This window comes from Geobacter sp. DSM 9736, from assembly GCF_900187405.1.
Taxonomy (GTDB): domain Bacteria; phylum Desulfobacterota; class Desulfuromonadia; order Geobacterales; family Geobacteraceae; genus DSM-9736.
Window position 1 is genome coordinate 3,556,605 of sequence record NZ_LT896716.1, and the last position, 15,631, is coordinate 3,572,235.

The following is a 15,631-nucleotide window of genomic DNA, read 5'->3' on the forward strand; positions in this document are numbered from 1 at the left end:
GCACCCGTGAGCGATATTATCCGGATAGAAAAACTCCTCCTCAGGACGGTCATAGGCATAACTCCTGAAGAGCGCCATAATCGGCAGGACGTCGTCATCAGCCTCGCCCTCTTTGTCGACACGCGCAGTGCCGGCAGGAGTGACGACATCGGGAACGCGCCGGTAAATTATCGCACTCTGGTCAAGAAGATCGTCCCGGTGGTGGAGGGGGGGGAGTTCAATCTCGTGGAAAAGCTTGCCGCGGACATTGCCCGGCTTTGTCTGGCCGAACCGGGGGTGGAAAGGGTCCGCGTGTCGGTGGACAAGCCGGGGGCGCTGCGGTTTGCCAAGTCCGTCGGCGTTACCATCGAGCGGGGGAGAGGGGATGCATGACTCCGGGAACCAGCAATCAGGCCCTCCTTTCGCTGGGATCGAATATCGAGCCGGAGCGCAATCTGCCTGAAGCAGTCCGGCAGCTCTCCCGTTACGGGCAGATACGCTGCGTCTCAACCGTCTGGGAGAGCCCACCTTTCGGATATGAAGAGCAGGCCAACTTTCTCAACGCTGCGGTATGGCTGGAGACTGATCTTTCTGCTGCAGAACTCAAGGATCATGCAATTGCCGAAATCGAGCGTGTCCTCGGCCGCATCCGCGGTCCGAACCCCAACGGTCCCCGCACCATCGACATCGACATCGTATTCTTCAATCCCGACCCTCTTCGGACCGGTTCGCGCTACATCTCAGATACTGAGGCGCTGGAGCATCCATACATTACGATACCGCTGGGAGAAATCGCGCCGGAGTGGCGACATCCTGAAACCGGAGAGACCCTGGCCGAAACAGCCGCCCACATGTCGCCGGAGACCTCCGGAATGCGACGCAGGGATGACGTGAAGATTGATCCCCCTAGATCTCCGGCGTGAACAGCTCAAGGCGGTAGATATTCAATTCCTTTTCCACCATTCCCACCTCTTCGACCATCTCCCTGAATATCCAGGTTCCGAACGTTTTCTCCTCCCTCTCCATGAAAATTTCAGACAGTGATGCCAGATCGTAGGCCGTGGCGCGTTCGTGAAGCGCCGGGAAAAGGACGGTATCCTCCCGTGATTTGTGCGGGCGATACATGGTTATGAATGCCTTCAGCGATTTTGCCACATCGCTTCTGTTCCGCGGGTTGCCCAGGGCTTCCCGGTCACCGAGGCGATTCAGGCGTTCTACATGCAGGCGCCCCGCCTTATGCTGCTGCACGAGCACCTTTACAAGTGGCGAGAAGCCTTCGATGCTTGCGAACCAGGGAAAGACGTATTCTTCTTCCAGCTTTTCGTGAAAATCCTGGACGTAGCGGCGAATCAGGTACGTCGCCTGTGGAAGGGCTTCTTCGGGAAGTTCACGCTCCTCCGCCAATCGCAGGGCGATATCTTCATAAATAAGCAGCAGCCGGTCCAGTATTCCGTGTTCTCGCATCAGTTCTTCCACGGCCGGTATATCCTCCCCCTCCGGAGGTTCCGCTGCGAGGGTATGGCCCGGGTGCAGGAGCGGCGCGGCGGCAAGTATCATCGATCCTCGTTTGAGGAAGGTCCTTCGGTTCTGCATCTCGTTAAGAATTCGCATGTAAAACCCCCGCTTGCCGTCGATTGATGTTCGTCCAAAATTATATCGCAAGCGGGAGAGGATTCAGCGGGGGCGCAGCGAAGAATGGGGAGTAATTGCCAAGGGACTATTTCTCTATCCTGAAGTCGTGCGATATGGTCTGCACCATCGTGCCGCCCGGGCCGAACGTTCGTTCGATGAAGCTGACCGAACCGTCGTAACTTGTTAGGAGCACCGTTGATGCTCGGGTGCCATAGGCGGGGGAGGTGATGAAGGGAGGGGACAGGATGCGCTCCCATTCAAGGCCGAACCCGGTTTCCGGCAGTTCGTTGTCTGGAGGAAGAAAGCGATCGGCAAGGATGGAGAAGAGGCGTTCCGCAATCTGCGCCCCTTCACCCGATAAGGCGTCGGCCAGTGCCGCCGCTCCGCGTCGGACCTTGGGCCAGGGAGTGTCGAGGAGATGGTTGGAGAGGCCGTGAATGCCGGGAGGTATTCTGGCGATGGAATCGCCGCGGTTGGTTGCGTAGCAGATGTGGCCGGGAGTGCCGAATATGAGGTTGAAACCGCTGAAGTCAGCCCCCTTTTCCGTTACCGTTGACAGGTAGCGCTCCTCGCTCATATTGCCGCGAAGGAAGTCGAGCGGTAGCAGCCCGCGGGACTTTGCTCCTTCATGGTGATGCGGGTGCTCGCGATAGTTGGTGATCGCGGCGAATCGCCCGCACCGAGAGATGCCGAGCCAGGTGCCGCCTCCCCGGAGATCCTTTCCGGCGAGAATGTCGGGGGAGGTGTTCCAGAAGGCGGCGGGAGCCGTAGGCCTCTCATAGAACTCGTCCCGGTTGGCTGCAATTATGAGCTGGTACCGCGGGTGCACTTCATTCGCGAAAAGGATCAGGCACATGTGGGGGCTCTGTCACTACTCCGACGGTTTCCTGGCCAACTGACGGGAGGCCATTTGCTTTCCTCTTGCCAGCTGGTCACCGGACATCTGCTTGGCCAGTCTGGCCCGGTTGGCTTTTGCTTCAGCAAGCCCCTGGTCCGCAGCGAGCATGAACCATGCGTATGCTTTGACGATATCGCGGCTTACACCTCGGCCGGTGGCGTATAGGCCCCCCAGGTTGTTCTGTGCTTCCGCCAATCCCTGTTCCGCAGCCTTACGAAACCATCTCGCCGCTTGAGCGTCGTTCTGGGGGGCTCCTTTGCCGGTGCGGTACATTACACCCAGTTCGTGCTGCGCTACGGCGCGTCCTTCTTCGGCCATCGGCTTCAGGCTTTCGTAGGCTTGCTTCGATTTCGGTGGGCCTGATGCCGCAGCGGCATTGGCGTTTTCCGCAGCAGGCATTGACACCAGAATGCCTAGCAGGGATAGAAAAAGCAGTTTTTCCGTCATGACACACGTCCCAAAGCCATCCGGTGTGGGGCCTGTTGCCCGTTCGCAGCAGATAGTACACGGAAGGCAAGGATACGTCAACGCCGCCTCTGCAGCCATGCTCTGTTGAAAAAGCATCAGAAGGGTATTGACAAACAGTGGGTGGCAGTTTATACATGTCAGTATCCTCGCTGAAGCTTCCTAGCTCTGTTTCGATTCAATTCCATTTTGCGTAACGGTAACTACTAACTCACATTTTGCAAGCAACCATTTGCCGACGCATTTCCTCAGGCTATTCAACGGACCCCCATAGAGAAAAATTCGTGCAGTAAATGCAATAAAGCTCAACCGCCGATGTCACAGTGCCGATAACAGGTGGATATTTGCGTTATCAGGAGAATAGATGAATCTACAAGAATTAAAAGGTAAAAAGATTAATGACTTAGCTGCTATTGCGAAGGGGCTAAACATCGAAGGGGCTTCGAGCCTGCGGAAGCAGGACCTTATCTTCGCCATTCTCAACGCCCAGACCGAAAAGAACGGTATGATATTCGGCGAGGGGGTCCTCGAAACTCTTCCGGACGGCTTCGGGTTTCTCCGGGCGCCGGACTACAACTATCTGCCCGGTCCCGACGATATCTACGTTTCTCCGAGCCAGATACGCAGGTTCAATCTCCACACGGGAGATACAGTTTCAGGGCAGATCCGGCCACCCAAGGAAGGAGAGCGTTATTTCGCCCTCCTAAAAGTCGAATCTGTAAACCACGAGCCCCCAGAGGTGGCACGCGACAAGATACTCTTCGACAACCTGACTCCTCTCTATCCCGAGGAGAAGCTAAAGCTCGAAACCACCCATGACAACATGTCGACCCGTGTGATGGAGCTGATCGCTCCCATCGGCAAGGGACAGCGCGGACTCATCGTAGCTCCTCCCCGCACCGGGAAAACGATGCTCATTCAGAACATCGCAAATTCCATCGCCGAAAACCACCCCGAAGTGTTCCTCATCGTGCTTCTGATCGATGAGCGGCCTGAAGAGGTTACCGACATGCAGCGTTCGGTCCGGGGGGAGGTTGTCTCCTCCACCTTCGACGAGCCGGCCGCACGCCATATCCAGGTTGCCGAGATGGTGATTGAAAAGGCGAAGCGTCTGGTGGAGCACAAGCGGGACGTAGTCATCCTGCTGGACTCGATCACCCGCCTAGCCCGCGCTTACAACACCGTAATTCCTCCTTCCGGCAAGATTCTCTCCGGCGGTGTCGACTCCAACGCTCTCCATAAGCCGAAGCGGTTCTTCGGCGCAGCGCGGAACATCGAAGAAGGGGGCTCGCTCACCATCATCGCCACCGCGCTTATAGATACAGGAAGCAAAATGGACGAGGTGATCTTCGAGGAGTTCAAGGGGACCGGCAACATGGAGCTCCACCTGGATCGCAAGCTTGTCGAGAAGCGGACATTCCCGGCCATTGACATCAACAAGTCTGGCACAAGGAAGGAGGAGCTGCTCATCGACAAGGCCGCCCTCAACCGGATATGGATACTCCGGAAGGTGCTCCATCCGATGAATGTCGTCGACAGCATGGAATTTCTTCTCTCCAAGCTGGAGGGGACAAAGACGAATCAGGAATTCCTCGATTCCATGAGCAAATAGCTTTAACAGGTTGTTGAAAAACCGTGACTTTGCCACCGTCCTCGAAAGCTGCCGTGTGCGGTATGTGCAGCTACGCTTCCATGGGCTGTGGGTGCGACGATCTGGTCGTTCCTGAGCAACCCAGGTTTCAACAGCCTGTTAAGTGCGCTGCCAGCCGCGGAAAAATTTCTTGAAAACAATGTGGGGAAGTGGTAGCGTAACTACTTTCCGAATTGGTTATAACAAAGAGCCCGCTTGAGTCAGGGTGAGGAGGAAGATATGAAAGAAGGAATCCATCCGAAGTACACTGAAGTCACGGTGAAATGCCTTTGCGGCAACACCTTCCAGACAAAATCCACAAGGCCGGAGATCAGCACCGAGATTTGCTCGGCCTGCCATCCGTTTTTTACCGGGAAGCAAAAGCTGGTCGATACGGCCGGCCGCGTGGAGCGGTTCAAGAAACGTTACGGCATGTAAGAGCCCCCAGGGCGTACGGCTTCAAAAGGGGATTTTGTCCATGGCGAAATCCCCTTCTGTTTTTTGATGGCCGGAACCCTGCATGCGTCGCCTGATCCGAAAAGCCATAGGTGGAGAAGCCGGGTGTTAGCGCCCGGTTCAGCAAGGAAAGAATAATTCTTGAAGGTTGCTCTCCTACAGCACACTCCCCAGCCGGAACTGACCATTGCTCTGGCTGCCAAACTCTGCTACTCCCCGGTCGGCATCGAGGAGCTCTCCGGAAGGCTCTCCGCGTCCGATGTCCAGGCCTTTCTAGACAAGATACTGTCACTGGGTCACCAGTCGGTGCTGGAGCACGCATCCTTTACCTTCGGAATCGAGGGTATATCCCGTGCGTGCTCTCATCAGCTGGTGCGCCACCGGGTGGCGAGCTATAGCCAGCAGTCGCAACGATACGTTACTTTCAAAGAAGATAATTTCCCTCAGGTCTTACCTCCGACCATTGCCGCCTCAGAGAAGCGAGCAACTCTGTTCGCTCAGGCGATGGACGCGTGCGCAGCAGCTTACCGCGCTCTCATCGAAGACGGTACTCCGGCGGAGGATGCCCGTTTCGTTCTTCCAAATGCGGCAGAAACGAAGATAATGGTGACCATGAACGCCCGGGAGCTGCTTCACTTCTTTTCGCTGCGTTGCTGCGAGCGTGCGCAGTGGGAAATACGGGAGGTAGCTCTGGAAATGCTGCGGCTAGTGAGGCGGGTTGCTCCGACGATTTTCCGGCAGGCAGGTCCTGATTGCCTGTGCGGACCCTGTCCAGAAGGGAACATGACCTGCGGGAAGATCGCAGATGTCCGCACCTTTTTCAAGGAGATGACATGAAACGCGCGATGCGGTTGCTGAGCCGGCTGGTCTTGTTGGCGGAACGGATAAATGTCGGAGGGCAGGCGGTTATAGAGGGAGTCATGATGCGCGCTCCCCGCTCCCTTGCCATAGCAGTCAGGAAGCCGAGTGGCGAGATAGCGGTCAAGCGGGAGGAGGTAGTCCCGTTGTCGGAGCGGTATCCGGTGGTCAAGCTGCCGGTGGTCCGGGGTGCGGTGGCGCTCTTTACATCGCTGGTCGCCGGGATCAAGGCTCTCAATTTTTCGGCCAACGAAGCGCTGGATGAGGGAGAAAAGAAGGAGGAATTCAGCACGCTTGCCATGGGAGGCACCATGGCCGTCGCGTTCGGTTTCGGTATTCTCCTTTTTTTCATTCTTCCCCTCTATCTGACCAAGCTCCTTGTTCCCATCATCGGCGATTCAAATCTTGTATTCAATCTGGTTGATGGCGCGATCCGTGTGGCGGTATTCCTGATCTACATCTGGTCGATCTCCCGGATGAAAGATATCCAGCGTGTATTCCAGTATCATGGGGCGGAGCATAAATCGATCTTCGCGTTCGAGGCGGGTCGTGAGCTGACGCTTGAAAACGTCAGAGGCTACAGCCGTCTGCATCCCCGCTGCGGCACGAGTTTCCTGCTCATCGTCATGCTCGTGAGCATCCTTGTTTTTTCGCTTATTCCGAAGCTCTGGCCTTTCTATCTGAAGGCGGGGGCGAGGGTCGTTCTCCTGCCGGTGATCGCCGGCATCTCGTACGAGTTCCTCAAATGGAGCGCCAGGAACGATACTCATCCCATCGTGAAGATGGTGATAGCCCCCGGGCTCGCCTTGCAGCGGCTCACCACCCGTGAGCCCGACGACAGCCAGATCGAGGTCGCTATCCGCTCTCTCAACGAGGCGCTAGAGGTGAATGCCGGGTACAAGGACGATCGGCTGGTCGTATAATTTATCTCGAAGGTAGCCAATGTTCGACAAGATTGAAGAACTTGAACGACGATTTCAGGAGCTGGAAGCGCTTCTCGCCGATCCGGTCGTAATAGCCAACCAGGCCGAATTTCGCAAACTGTCACGGGAGCATGCCGACCTGTCGGGTCTCGTGGAAGCATATCGGGGTTATCGTAAGATTCTCGAAGAGATCGACGGCAACCGGGAGCTGTTGGCAGACCCGGAGATGAAGGAGATGGCCGAAGCGGAGCTGGAGGAACTGGAGGGCAGGAAAGAGGAGAGGGAAGCCGAGATAAGGTTGCTGCTCCTCCCTAAAGACCCCAACGACAGCCGCAACGTCATCCTCGAGATCCGTGCGGGAACCGGAGGAGACGAGTCTGCTCTTTTTGCCGGAGACCTTTTCCGCATGTACAGCCGCTTCGCGGAAAAGAACCGGTGGCGGGTGGAGCTCCTGTCATGTTCCGAATCTGAGCGGGGAGGCTACAAGGAAGTGGTCGCATCCATCGAGGGGACTGATGTCTACGCTAAGCTGAAGTACGAGTCGGGCACCCACCGTGTGCAGCGGGTACCGGAGACGGAGGCTCAAGGTCGCATACACACCAGCGCCTGCACGGTTGCCATCCTTCCCGAAGCGGAAGATATTGACGTTGATATAAACCCGACGGACCTTAAAATCGATGTCTACCGATCTTCGGGAGCCGGAGGACAACACGTAAATACCACTGACTCGGCAGTCCGCATTACACACATTCCCACGGGCATCGTCGTTGCGTGTCAGGAGGAGCGGAGCCAGATCAAGAACCGCGCAAAGGCGATGAAGGTCCTGAAGACCAAAATGCTCGACATCCTCACATCCGAGCAGAACGCAAAGCTTGCCGCGGACCGTAAGCAGCAGGTGGGGAGCGGCGACAGGAGCGAACGGATACGGACCTACAACTTCCCCCAGGGACGGATGACCGACCATCGGATAGGGCTCACGCTCTATAAGCTGGACGCCATCATGGAAGGGGATATCGCCGAAATCACAGAGGCGCTGAGGACGCATTATCAGATGGAGGCGCTCAAGGAACAGAGCCAGGCCGCCTAGATCAGAAGAGCCCGGCTATCTCGGCGTTGCCGGCCGCTCCTTCGGTGCCTTGACTTTTCACAAAATCCAAGTGCCTGGCGCTCGCGCTGAAGAGGAGAACGTCGCTCCGTTGATGGCTACGCCTCACTCCTCGGGCTCAGGCTTTTGGAATATCGGCAGTTTTGAGCGCAAGCAGGCACATAAAATATATGGCAGAAAAGCAGGAAATCTGGACGATCCGTAGGGTCCTGGAGTGGACGCGGGGGTATCTGGCGGAGAAGGGGGTCGAGAACGCGCGGCTGGAGACTGAGTGGCTTCTTGCTGCAGCACTCGGCCTCGATCGGGTGGGCCTCTACGTCAACTTCGACAAGCCGCTCACCGATGAGGAACTCGCAGGCTGCCGGACGATGGTTAGCCGCCGGGCGCGGCGTGAGCCTCTTCAGTACATACTCGGCACGCAGGAATTCATGGGGCTTGAATTCAGGGTAACTCCTGCGGTGCTCATTCCTCGGCACGATACCGAGGTGCTCGTCGAGGAAGCGGTGCGCAGGGCGCCGTCGGCCCGCACAATCCTCGACGTCGGGACCGGAAGCGGCTGTATCGCCGTTGCATTGGCTAAAGCGCTTCCGGAAGCGGTGGTGACGGGAGCCGACACTTCCTCCGCAGCTCTTGCCATCGCCGGCGAAAATGCAGAATTAAACTGCGTCCGAATTACTTTGGTGGAAGGTTCCTTATTTACCCCGTTTACGGGGCGGACATTCGACCTGATCGTTTCCAATCCTCCGTATATCAGGTCTGAAGACATTGCGACGCTTCAACCCGAAGTTCGTGATTTCGAACCTGCAGCCGCCCTCGACGGCGGTGCTGACGGATTCGGCTTCTATCGATCCATCGTCCCTGCTGCTCCACGTCATCTCACCGGGGGCGGGTGGCTTATGGTCGAAGTGGGTGTGGGCCAGGCCGGAGATGTAGCATCGCTCTTCGCTGAATCAGGTTTTCTTGAAGTCTTTACTGCCCGTGATCGGGGGGGGGTAGAGCGTGTCGTAGGCGGCTGTCTTCCATAGGCAGCTTGTAATCCAGTCAAAATCATCGTGAGGTAGTTTTGGACAAATTGATCATAAAAGGCGGCAGGAAGCTGAGTGGTGAAGTCTCCATCAGCGGATCTAAAAATGCTGCACTTCCCATCTTCATCTCAACCATTCTCGCACCCGGAATCAATGAAATCAGCAACGTTCCCTTCCTCCGCGACATCAATACGACCATAAAGGTTCTTGAGTCGCTCGGAGCCCGCATTGAGGGGAATGGAAACGTGGTACGGATCGATACCTCCGGCGTCAACAATGTCGAGGCAACATACGATCTCGTCAAGACCATGCGTGCTTCGGTGCTCGTGCTTGGACCGCTCCTTGCCCGCCACGGCCGTGCGAGAGTTTCGCTTCCCGGCGGCTGTGCCATAGGTGCCCGCCCCATCAACCTCCACCTGAAAGGGCTTGCTGCTTTGGGTGCCGACATCACCCTTTCCCATGGCTACGTGGAAGCGAAGGCCAAGAAACTGAAGGGTGCGCGGGTAAACTTCGACATTTCGACGGTAGGCGGCACCGAACAGCTGATGATGGCTGCGGCCACTGCTGCCGGCGAGACCATTCTGGAGAATTCCGCGCGGGAACCTGAAATCATCGATCTTGCCGAAGTTCTCAACAAGATGGGGGCTAAAATTGAAGGCGCCGGCACCGACACCATCCGGATCACCGGGGTCAAGGAGCTCAATCCGGTAGCCCATCCGGTGATGCCCGACCGGATCGAGGCCGGCACGTTCATTATAGCTGCGGCGATAACCGGGGGGGACGTCAAGCTGCGCAACATGAAGCTTGAGCACCTGGATGCACTCGTTTTCAAGCTTCAGGACGCGGGGGTCGAGATCATCAATCGGGATAACGTGGTCCGGGTCAAGGGGCCGCGCCGCCCCAAGGCTGTGAACATCAAGACTAGGCCATACCCAGGCTTTCCCACTGACATGCAGGCACAGTTCATGGCCCTCATGTCCGTTGCGGACGGTGCCAGTGTAATATCGGAGAATATCTTCGAAAACCGGTTCATGCATGTATCCGAGCTGATGCGGTTCGGTGCAGATATAACCGTCGAGGGTAATACCGCCACCGTCAAGGGGGTGAAAAAACTCTCCGGGGCTCCTGTTATGGCAACGGATCTGCGGGCTTCTGCGTCCCTCATCCTTGCCGGGCTCGCCGCCGACAACACCACCGAGGTATCACGAATCTACCACCTGGACCGCGGCTACGAGTCTATCGAAAAGAAGCTGGCGGCACTGGGTGCGGATATACAGAGAGTCCCGGAATAAGTGGATAATCCTTTATGACCGACTACATCACCATCGCTATCCCGAAAGGGCGCATCCTCCACGACTCCGTGGCCCTTTTCAAAAAGATCGGCATCGAGTGCGACGAGCTCCTGGGGGACACTCGCAAGCTCATCTTCGAGAACCCGGCGCAGAAGATGCGCTACATGATCGTGCGCGCCACCGACGTTCCTACCTACGTGGAGTACGGCAGCGCCGATCTTGGGATTGTGGGGAAGGATACTCTCCTTGAACAGGAGAAGGATCTGTACGAGCCCCTCGACCTGAAGTTCGGCTATTGCCGGCTCATGGTGGCCGAGCCAGCCGAACTTTCTCGTACCGATGACCCCGCCAGCTGGTCGAATATACGAATCGCCACAAAATACCCGAACATCACTGAGAAGTACTTCGGCAGCAAGGGGATTCAGGTGGAGATCATCAAGCTGTACGGGTCAATCGAACTGGCGCCTCTTGTCGGGCTGTCGGAGCGTATTGTCGATCTGGTTTCGACCGGTGAGACGTTGCGTCAGAATGGACTGGTGGAGGTGGAGACGATAGCGGAGATAACCACCCGGCTCATTGTCAATCGTGCCAGCCTGAAAACGAAACACCCGCGTATTTCCGAAATCATCGAGGGGCTTGAAAAGCACGTGTAGTCCGTGCGCCCGATCAGCGAGAGCTAGGATATCTTATGAAATTCCTTCAATTTAGCGACAGCGACTTCGATGCCCAATTCGCCGCGATTCTTTCCCGAAGCGAGGAAACGGCAAAGGATGTGGAGCAGGTAGTTCTCGATATCATTGCGGATGTCCGTACCCGTGGGGATGCTGCGCTTCTTGAGTACACCCGGCGTTTCGACCGGCTGGAGGCCGAGTCGGTGACGGCTCTTCAGGTTTCCGACGAAGATATAGACTACGCCTTCGCTCGGGTGGCGGAAGAGGAAATCGCCGCACTCAAGCTCGCCGTTGAGAGGGTTGCGCGCTTTCACGAGAAGCAGAAGCAGGAGACGTGGCTCTCCACGCACGAGAGCGACATATTGCTCGGCCAGATGGTTACGCCGCTCGAGCGGGTCGGCATCTACGTTCCGGGGGGCAAGGCCAGCTATCCTTCCAGTGTGATCATGAATGCGGTCCCCGCAAAGGTGGCCGGAGTCGGAGAAGTCGTGATGGTGGCCCCCACTCCGGGGGGAGAGATAAACCCGCACGTGCTGGTGGCGGCGCGCCTCTCCGGAGTGGACAGGATTTTCCGAATCGGCGGAGCCCAGGCGGTGGCGGCGCTGGCGTACGGTACGGCATGTGTGCCGCGTGTGGACAAGATCACCGGACCCGGAAACATTTACGTCGCGACGGCGAAGAAGCTTGTGTTCGGTCAGGTAGGCATCGACATGATAGCCGGTCCCTCGGAGATTCTGGTCATCAACGACGGTAGCGGAAACCCTGCGCACCTTGCTGCGGACCTACTGTCCCAGGCGGAGCACGACGAGCTTGCTTCCTCCATCCTCATAACGACCGATCGTGCGTTCGGCGAAAAGGTGATTGAGGAAGTGGAGCGTCAGCTGAAGAATCTTTCCCGGCAGCAGATAGCACGTAAATCTTGGGATGCTTTCGGTGTGGTGATAGTGGCGGGCAATCTTGATGAGGCTGTAGCGTTCTCGAACCGTATAGCTCCGGAACACCTGGAGCTGGCAGTAAATGCTCCTTTCGAGCTGCTGCCGAAGATACGGAACGCCGGAGCGGTCTTTCTTGGTCATTTCACCCCTGAGGCCGCGGGGGATTATCTTGCCGGTCCCAACCACACCCTTCCCACCGGCGGTACGGCGCGCTTCTTCTCGCCGCTTTCGGTGGACGATTTCATCAAAAAAACATCCATTGTCTATTTCTCCGAAGCAGGCCTCAACCGGCTCGGCCGCGACATCGTCCGGATCGCCGAACTGGAGGGTCTCGAAGCTCATGGGAAGTCTGTGAGCGTCAGGCTGAAGCCGGAAAGCGAGAAGAAGGGTAAATCATGATTCCGCTGAGGCCGAATATCGCTGCCATGGCAGGCTATGTACCCGGTTTTCAGCCGGAGGACGAGTCGGCGTATATCAAGTTGAACACCAACGAAAACTGCTATCCGCCGTCACCAAAGGTCGTTAAGGCTATTCTGGATGAGCTCGGTACTGACGGCTCTTCATTGCGCAGGTATCCCAGCGCATCCAGCGGGAAGTTGCGGGAAGTGGCAGGCAGACTTTATGGTTTCGATCCCTCGTGGGTGATAATGGCCAACGGCTCAGACGAAGTGCTTAACAACCTGATCCGCGCATTTGCCTCGGAAGGGGAGGAGATAGCCTACGTCCATCCCTCATACTCATACTACGCGACGCTGGCCGAGGTGCAGGGGGCTAATGTCCGCACCTACCGTTTCAGCGAAGATTTCCGCGTCGCCGATTTCCCTGAAGTCTACACTGGAAAGATATTCTTCCTTACCACTCCGAATGCTCCCCTGGGGGTCGGCTTCCCCCTTTCCTACATCGAAGAACTTGCCCGTCGATGCAGCGGGATGCTGGTTCTTGACGAGACATATGCGGATTTCGCCGGGACTACTGCGCTGGAGCTGGTGAAAAAACATGAGAATGTTGTTGTCACTAGGACCCTCTCCAAGAGCTATTCTCTTGCCGGCATGCGGCTTGGGTTCGCCATCGCCCGGCCGGAGGTTATTTCAGCACTCGACAAGATCCGTGATCATTACAACCTCGACCGCTTGGCGCAGGCTGCGTGCGTGGCCGCATTGGAAGATCAGGATTATTTCCTCGAATGCATACGCAAGGTTCGCGAAACACGTGACTGGTTCACCACCGAGCTGCGGGGCCTCGGCTATGCAGTGATCGAGTCCAAAGGGAATTACGTCTTTGTCATGCCACCCGATGCAGATGGAAGGCGGGTGTATGACGGTCTTTTTCAGCGCAAGATCCTGGTTCGCCATTTTTCCGACCCGCTTCTTGTCCATGGTCTGCGCATATCCATCGGCACACGTGAGGAGATGGAGAAGACCCTGGAAGCATTGGGGGAAATAGGCTGAATTGATGTCGCACGATCTTTAACACGGCCTTTTGCACGGCAACCAAGGCTTTTGCTTCAGATCAGCAACCCAGCGCTGCGTCGTATAGGGAGACTAGCCGAGGACGGTTTATAGATGACGCAAAAGGTGCAACCTTCAATGGAGGGGATATGTCCCGACAGGCAAATATAGAACGTATTACAAAGGAAACGCAGATAAAGCTTTCCCTGGATATCGACGGCACCGGGCAGTCGAAGATCTGTACGTCGGTCCCGTTTCTCGACCACATGCTAGACCTCTTTGCGCGGCATGGGCTCTTCAACCTTGAAGTGGAAGCCTGCGGCGACATCGACATCGACTTTCACCACACGGTGGAGGATATCGGCATCGTCCTCGGCAGTGCCTTTCGTGAAGCTTTGGGTGACAAGAAGGGTATCCGCCGCTACGGCCAGGCCACGGTGCCAATGGATGAGACCCTTGCCAGTGCGGCGGTGGACCTCTCGGGCCGCCCTTACCTGGTGTACAACGTTCGGCTTCCCAAAGTGAAGATCGGGGACTTCGACGTGGAACTGGTGAGGGAGTTCTTTCAGGCTTTCGTCAACAACTCCTGCGCAAATCTGCACCTCAATGTGATGTACGGAGATAACGTGCACCATGTCGTGGAGGCATGCTTCAAGGCAGCCGCCCGTGCACTCGATACCGCGACCCAGATCGACACGCGGATCGAAGGTGTGATGTCGACAAAAGGGAAGCTGTAGGTCCCGCTACCACAGTGGCAAAGGCTGGAGCGATGAGAAAGATAGCGATTATAGATTACGGGATGGGGAACCTGCGCTCCGTGCAGAAGGGGTTCGAAAAAGTCGGTTTTGAAGCGACGGTGACTGCCGACCCGAAGCTGGTACTTGAAGCCGACAAGGTAGTCCTGCCGGGTGTCGGTGCATTTGCCGACTGCATGCGGAATCTGGAGCAGGGAGGCTTTGTCGATCCGCTTCTGAAGGTAATCCGGGAGGGCCGACCCTTTCTCGGTATCTGCCTCGGACTTCAATTACTCTTCACGGAAGGGGAGGAGTTTGGTGTGCACAGGGGGCTAGATGTCGTCCCTGGTCGGGTTGTGCGCTTTCCTGAAGGCATGAGCGAGAACGGGGAAAAGCTTGCGGTGCCTCACATGGGGTGGAACCAGCTTTCCTTCCGGCAGCGTCACGGCGTCTTTGAAGGGATCGAAGATGGTAAAAACGTCTACTTCGTTCACTCATATTATGTGCAGCCGGCGGAACAGTCGGTTGTCGCTACCACCACCGACTACGGCATCGAATTCTGCTCCTCCATCTGCAGGGACAATATCGTTGCGACCCAGTTTCACCCGGAGAAGTCCCAGGATGTGGGACTGCGGATACTGAGAAACTTTGCCGAGAGCAAGTTCTGAGAGACTAATCAATATCCTGAGGCACAGAGAAGATCTGACAGGTGTCGATTCGGCTGCCCGGCCGGTGTCATCACTTCTTCCCCCCTTTTTTATTTCTGTTGCTCTCTGATGAAAGGAATCAAGCCTTGATTGTAATTCCTGCTATTGACCTGAAGGAAGGAAAGTGCGTTCGCCTCGAGCAGGGGCTCATGGAGAAGGATACCGTCTTCTGCGACAAACCTGCCGAGCAGGCGCTGGAGTGGCAGCGCCAGGGGGGGGAGCTTCTGCATATCGTCGATCTTGATGGCGCATTCGCTGGCGAACCAAAAAATCGGGCATCCATAGAGAGTATAGTTAATGCCATATCGATACCGACGCAGCTTGGCGGAGGTATTCGTGATCTGGCCACCATCGAGGCGTACCTTTCCCTTGGTATCGGGCGGGTAATTCTCGGCACGGCGGCTCAACGTAATCCACAGCTCGTGAAGGACGCGTGCTCCCGGTTTCCCGGCAGGATAGTCGTCGGTATCGACGCCAAGAACGGGATGGTCGCTGTCCAGGGCTGGGCTGAGGTGACGGGGATCAGCGCCGTCGAACTCGCCCGAAAATTCGAAGGAGATGGCGTCGCAGCCATCATCTACACCGACATCAGCCGCGACGGGATGATGCAAGGGCCGAATATAGAGGCTACTAAAGCTTTGGCAGAAGCGATCTCCATTCCCGTTATCGCATCCGGCGGGGTTTCGAGCCTGGGAGATATAGAGCGGCTCCTTGCCATTGAGTCGTCGGGGATTTCCGGGGTGATTACCGGGAAGGCCATCTATAGCGGCGCTATCAATCTGGCAGAGGCAGTGGCGCTTACGAGAAAAGGCAGGTAGATGTAAAGGTAAGGCATCCTTCCTCGGGTTTTTCTCTACCTCTACCTTTACCTCT

The 15,631-nt window shown here is 56.6% G+C and carries 18 protein-coding genes; 15 read left to right on the forward strand and 3 right to left on the reverse strand.

Annotated elements, in window-relative coordinates; all coding sequences use genetic code 11:
• The first annotated feature begins 6 nt into the window (after nucleotides 1-6).
• The gene (gene folB, locus CFB04_RS15985) at nucleotides 7-372 is read left to right on the forward strand and encodes a dihydroneopterin aldolase (protein WP_088536322.1); all 366 of its coding nucleotides are present in this window, start codon (nucleotides 7-9) and stop codon (nucleotides 370-372) included.
• Nucleotides 369-902, forward strand: a complete 534-nt coding sequence (gene folK / locus CFB04_RS15990; RefSeq protein ID WP_088536323.1) for a 2-amino-4-hydroxy-6-hydroxymethyldihydropteridine diphosphokinase — start codon at nucleotides 369-371, stop codon at nucleotides 900-902. Before folB ends, folK begins: the two co-directional genes overlap by 4 nt.
• Here folK and CFB04_RS15995 read toward each other — a convergent pair.
• The 3 genes from CFB04_RS15995 to CFB04_RS16005 form a co-directional block, all read right to left on the reverse strand.
• The gene (locus CFB04_RS15995) at nucleotides 886-1,590 is read right to left on the reverse strand and encodes a hemerythrin domain-containing protein (RefSeq protein ID WP_088536324.1); all 705 of its coding nucleotides are present in this window, start codon (nucleotides 1,588-1,590) and stop codon (nucleotides 886-888) included. The two genes, folK and CFB04_RS15995, sit on opposite strands and share 17 nt — an antisense overlap.
• 106 nt (nucleotides 1,591-1,696) lie before the next feature.
• The gene (locus CFB04_RS16000; protein ID WP_088536325.1) at nucleotides 1,697-2,467 is read right to left on the reverse strand and encodes an NRDE family protein; all 771 of its coding nucleotides are present in this window, start codon (nucleotides 2,465-2,467) and stop codon (nucleotides 1,697-1,699) included.
• A 15-nt stretch (nucleotides 2,468-2,482) separates the two neighbouring features.
• The gene (locus tag CFB04_RS16005; protein WP_172825518.1) at nucleotides 2,483-2,956 is read right to left on the reverse strand and encodes a tetratricopeptide repeat protein; all 474 of its coding nucleotides are present in this window, start codon (nucleotides 2,954-2,956) and stop codon (nucleotides 2,483-2,485) included.
• A gap of 382 nt (nucleotides 2,957-3,338) precedes the next feature.
• On the opposite strand from CFB04_RS16005, the gene rho reads away from it, so the two are divergent.
• From rho to hisA, 13 genes are all read left to right on the forward strand, one after another.
• Nucleotides 3,339-4,586, forward strand: a complete 1,248-nt coding sequence (rho, locus tag CFB04_RS16010; protein ID WP_088536327.1) for a transcription termination factor Rho — start codon at nucleotides 3,339-3,341, stop codon at nucleotides 4,584-4,586.
• Nucleotides 4,587-4,844: 258 nt separating this feature from the next.
• On the forward strand, nucleotides 4,845-5,042 hold the full coding sequence (gene rpmE, locus CFB04_RS16015) for a 50S ribosomal protein L31 (protein ID WP_088536328.1): 198 nt from the start codon (nucleotides 4,845-4,847) through the stop codon (nucleotides 5,040-5,042).
• A 159-nt stretch (nucleotides 5,043-5,201) separates the two neighbouring features.
• On the forward strand, nucleotides 5,202-5,897 hold the full coding sequence (gene thyX / locus CFB04_RS16020; protein ID WP_088536329.1) for an FAD-dependent thymidylate synthase: 696 nt from the start codon (nucleotides 5,202-5,204) through the stop codon (nucleotides 5,895-5,897).
• The gene (locus tag CFB04_RS16025) at nucleotides 5,894-6,841 is read left to right on the forward strand and encodes a DUF1385 domain-containing protein (RefSeq protein WP_088536330.1); all 948 of its coding nucleotides are present in this window, start codon (nucleotides 5,894-5,896) and stop codon (nucleotides 6,839-6,841) included. Before thyX ends, CFB04_RS16025 begins: the two co-directional genes overlap by 4 nt.
• A gap of 19 nt (nucleotides 6,842-6,860) precedes the next feature.
• A complete protein-coding gene (prfA, locus tag CFB04_RS16030; protein ID WP_088536331.1) occupies nucleotides 6,861-7,928 on the forward strand; it encodes a peptide chain release factor 1 in 1,068 nt (355 codons plus the stop codon).
• Nucleotides 7,929-8,116: 188 nt separating this feature from the next.
• Entirely contained in the window at nucleotides 8,117-8,971 is an 855-nt protein-coding gene (gene prmC, locus CFB04_RS16035) for a peptide chain release factor N(5)-glutamine methyltransferase (RefSeq protein WP_088536332.1), read from the forward strand.
• Nucleotides 8,972-9,009: 38 nt separating this feature from the next.
• Nucleotides 9,010-10,263, forward strand: coding sequence for a UDP-N-acetylglucosamine 1-carboxyvinyltransferase (gene murA / locus CFB04_RS16040; RefSeq protein WP_088536333.1), 1,254 nt, complete (start codon nucleotides 9,010-9,012; stop codon nucleotides 10,261-10,263).
• 14 nt (nucleotides 10,264-10,277) lie between these two features.
• Complete coding sequence (gene hisG / locus CFB04_RS16045) at nucleotides 10,278-10,916, forward strand: ATP phosphoribosyltransferase (RefSeq protein ID WP_088536334.1); 639 nt, start codon at nucleotides 10,278-10,280, stop codon at nucleotides 10,914-10,916.
• A gap of 35 nt (nucleotides 10,917-10,951) precedes the next feature.
• Nucleotides 10,952-12,268, forward strand: coding sequence for a histidinol dehydrogenase (gene hisD, locus CFB04_RS16050; RefSeq protein WP_088536335.1), 1,317 nt, complete (start codon nucleotides 10,952-10,954; stop codon nucleotides 12,266-12,268).
• Nucleotides 12,265-13,317, forward strand: coding sequence for a histidinol-phosphate transaminase (gene hisC, locus CFB04_RS16055; protein ID WP_088536336.1), 1,053 nt, complete (start codon nucleotides 12,265-12,267; stop codon nucleotides 13,315-13,317). Before hisD ends, hisC begins: the two co-directional genes overlap by 4 nt.
• Nucleotides 13,318-13,466: 149 nt before the next feature.
• Nucleotides 13,467-14,054, forward strand: coding sequence for an imidazoleglycerol-phosphate dehydratase HisB (hisB, locus tag CFB04_RS16060; protein ID WP_088536337.1), 588 nt, complete (start codon nucleotides 13,467-13,469; stop codon nucleotides 14,052-14,054).
• A gap of 32 nt (nucleotides 14,055-14,086) precedes the next feature.
• Nucleotides 14,087-14,719, forward strand: a complete 633-nt coding sequence (hisH, locus tag CFB04_RS16065; protein ID WP_088536338.1) for an imidazole glycerol phosphate synthase subunit HisH — start codon at nucleotides 14,087-14,089, stop codon at nucleotides 14,717-14,719.
• 125 nt (nucleotides 14,720-14,844) lie between these two features.
• Nucleotides 14,845-15,576 carry a 1-(5-phosphoribosyl)-5-[(5-phosphoribosylamino)methylideneamino]imidazole-4-carboxamide isomerase gene (gene hisA / locus CFB04_RS16070; RefSeq protein ID WP_088536339.1) on the forward strand — a complete coding sequence of 244 codons (732 nt, stop codon included), beginning with the start codon at nucleotides 14,845-14,847 and terminating at the stop codon, nucleotides 15,574-15,576.
• Nucleotides 15,577-15,631 lie beyond the last annotated feature (55 nt).

Excerpts from the sequence above, each read along its gene's own strand:
- hisB (WP_088536337.1), top strand. The coding sequence starts at position 13,467 with ATGTCCCGACAGGCAAATATAGAACGTATTACAAAGGAAACGCAGATA.
- CFB04_RS16025 (WP_088536330.1), top strand. The coding sequence starts at position 5,894 with ATGAAACGCGCGATGCGGTTGCTGAGCCGGCTGGTCTTGTTGGCGGAA.
- CFB04_RS16000 (WP_088536325.1), bottom strand. The coding sequence starts at position 2,467 with ATGTGCCTGATCCTTTTCGCGAATGAAGTGCACCCGCGGTACCAGCTC.
- hisD (WP_088536335.1), top strand. The coding sequence starts at position 10,952 with ATGAAATTCCTTCAATTTAGCGACAGCGACTTCGATGCCCAATTCGCC.
- rpmE (WP_088536328.1), top strand. The coding sequence starts at position 4,845 with ATGAAAGAAGGAATCCATCCGAAGTACACTGAAGTCACGGTGAAATGC.
- folK (WP_088536323.1), top strand. The coding sequence starts at position 369 with ATGACTCCGGGAACCAGCAATCAGGCCCTCCTTTCGCTGGGATCGAAT.
- prmC (WP_088536332.1), top strand. The coding sequence starts at position 8,117 with ATGGCAGAAAAGCAGGAAATCTGGACGATCCGTAGGGTCCTGGAGTGG.
- hisC (WP_088536336.1), top strand. The coding sequence starts at position 12,265 with ATGATTCCGCTGAGGCCGAATATCGCTGCCATGGCAGGCTATGTACCC.
- hisG (WP_088536334.1), top strand. The coding sequence starts at position 10,278 with ATGACCGACTACATCACCATCGCTATCCCGAAAGGGCGCATCCTCCAC.
- hisH (WP_088536338.1), top strand. The coding sequence starts at position 14,087 with ATGAGAAAGATAGCGATTATAGATTACGGGATGGGGAACCTGCGCTCC.
- rho (WP_088536327.1), top strand. The coding sequence starts at position 3,339 with ATGAATCTACAAGAATTAAAAGGTAAAAAGATTAATGACTTAGCTGCT.
- CFB04_RS16005 (WP_172825518.1), bottom strand. The coding sequence starts at position 2,956 with ATGACGGAAAAACTGCTTTTTCTATCCCTGCTAGGCATTCTGGTGTCA.
- CFB04_RS15995 (WP_088536324.1), bottom strand. The coding sequence starts at position 1,590 with ATGCGAATTCTTAACGAGATGCAGAACCGAAGGACCTTCCTCAAACGA.
- prfA (WP_088536331.1), top strand. The coding sequence starts at position 6,861 with ATGTTCGACAAGATTGAAGAACTTGAACGACGATTTCAGGAGCTGGAA.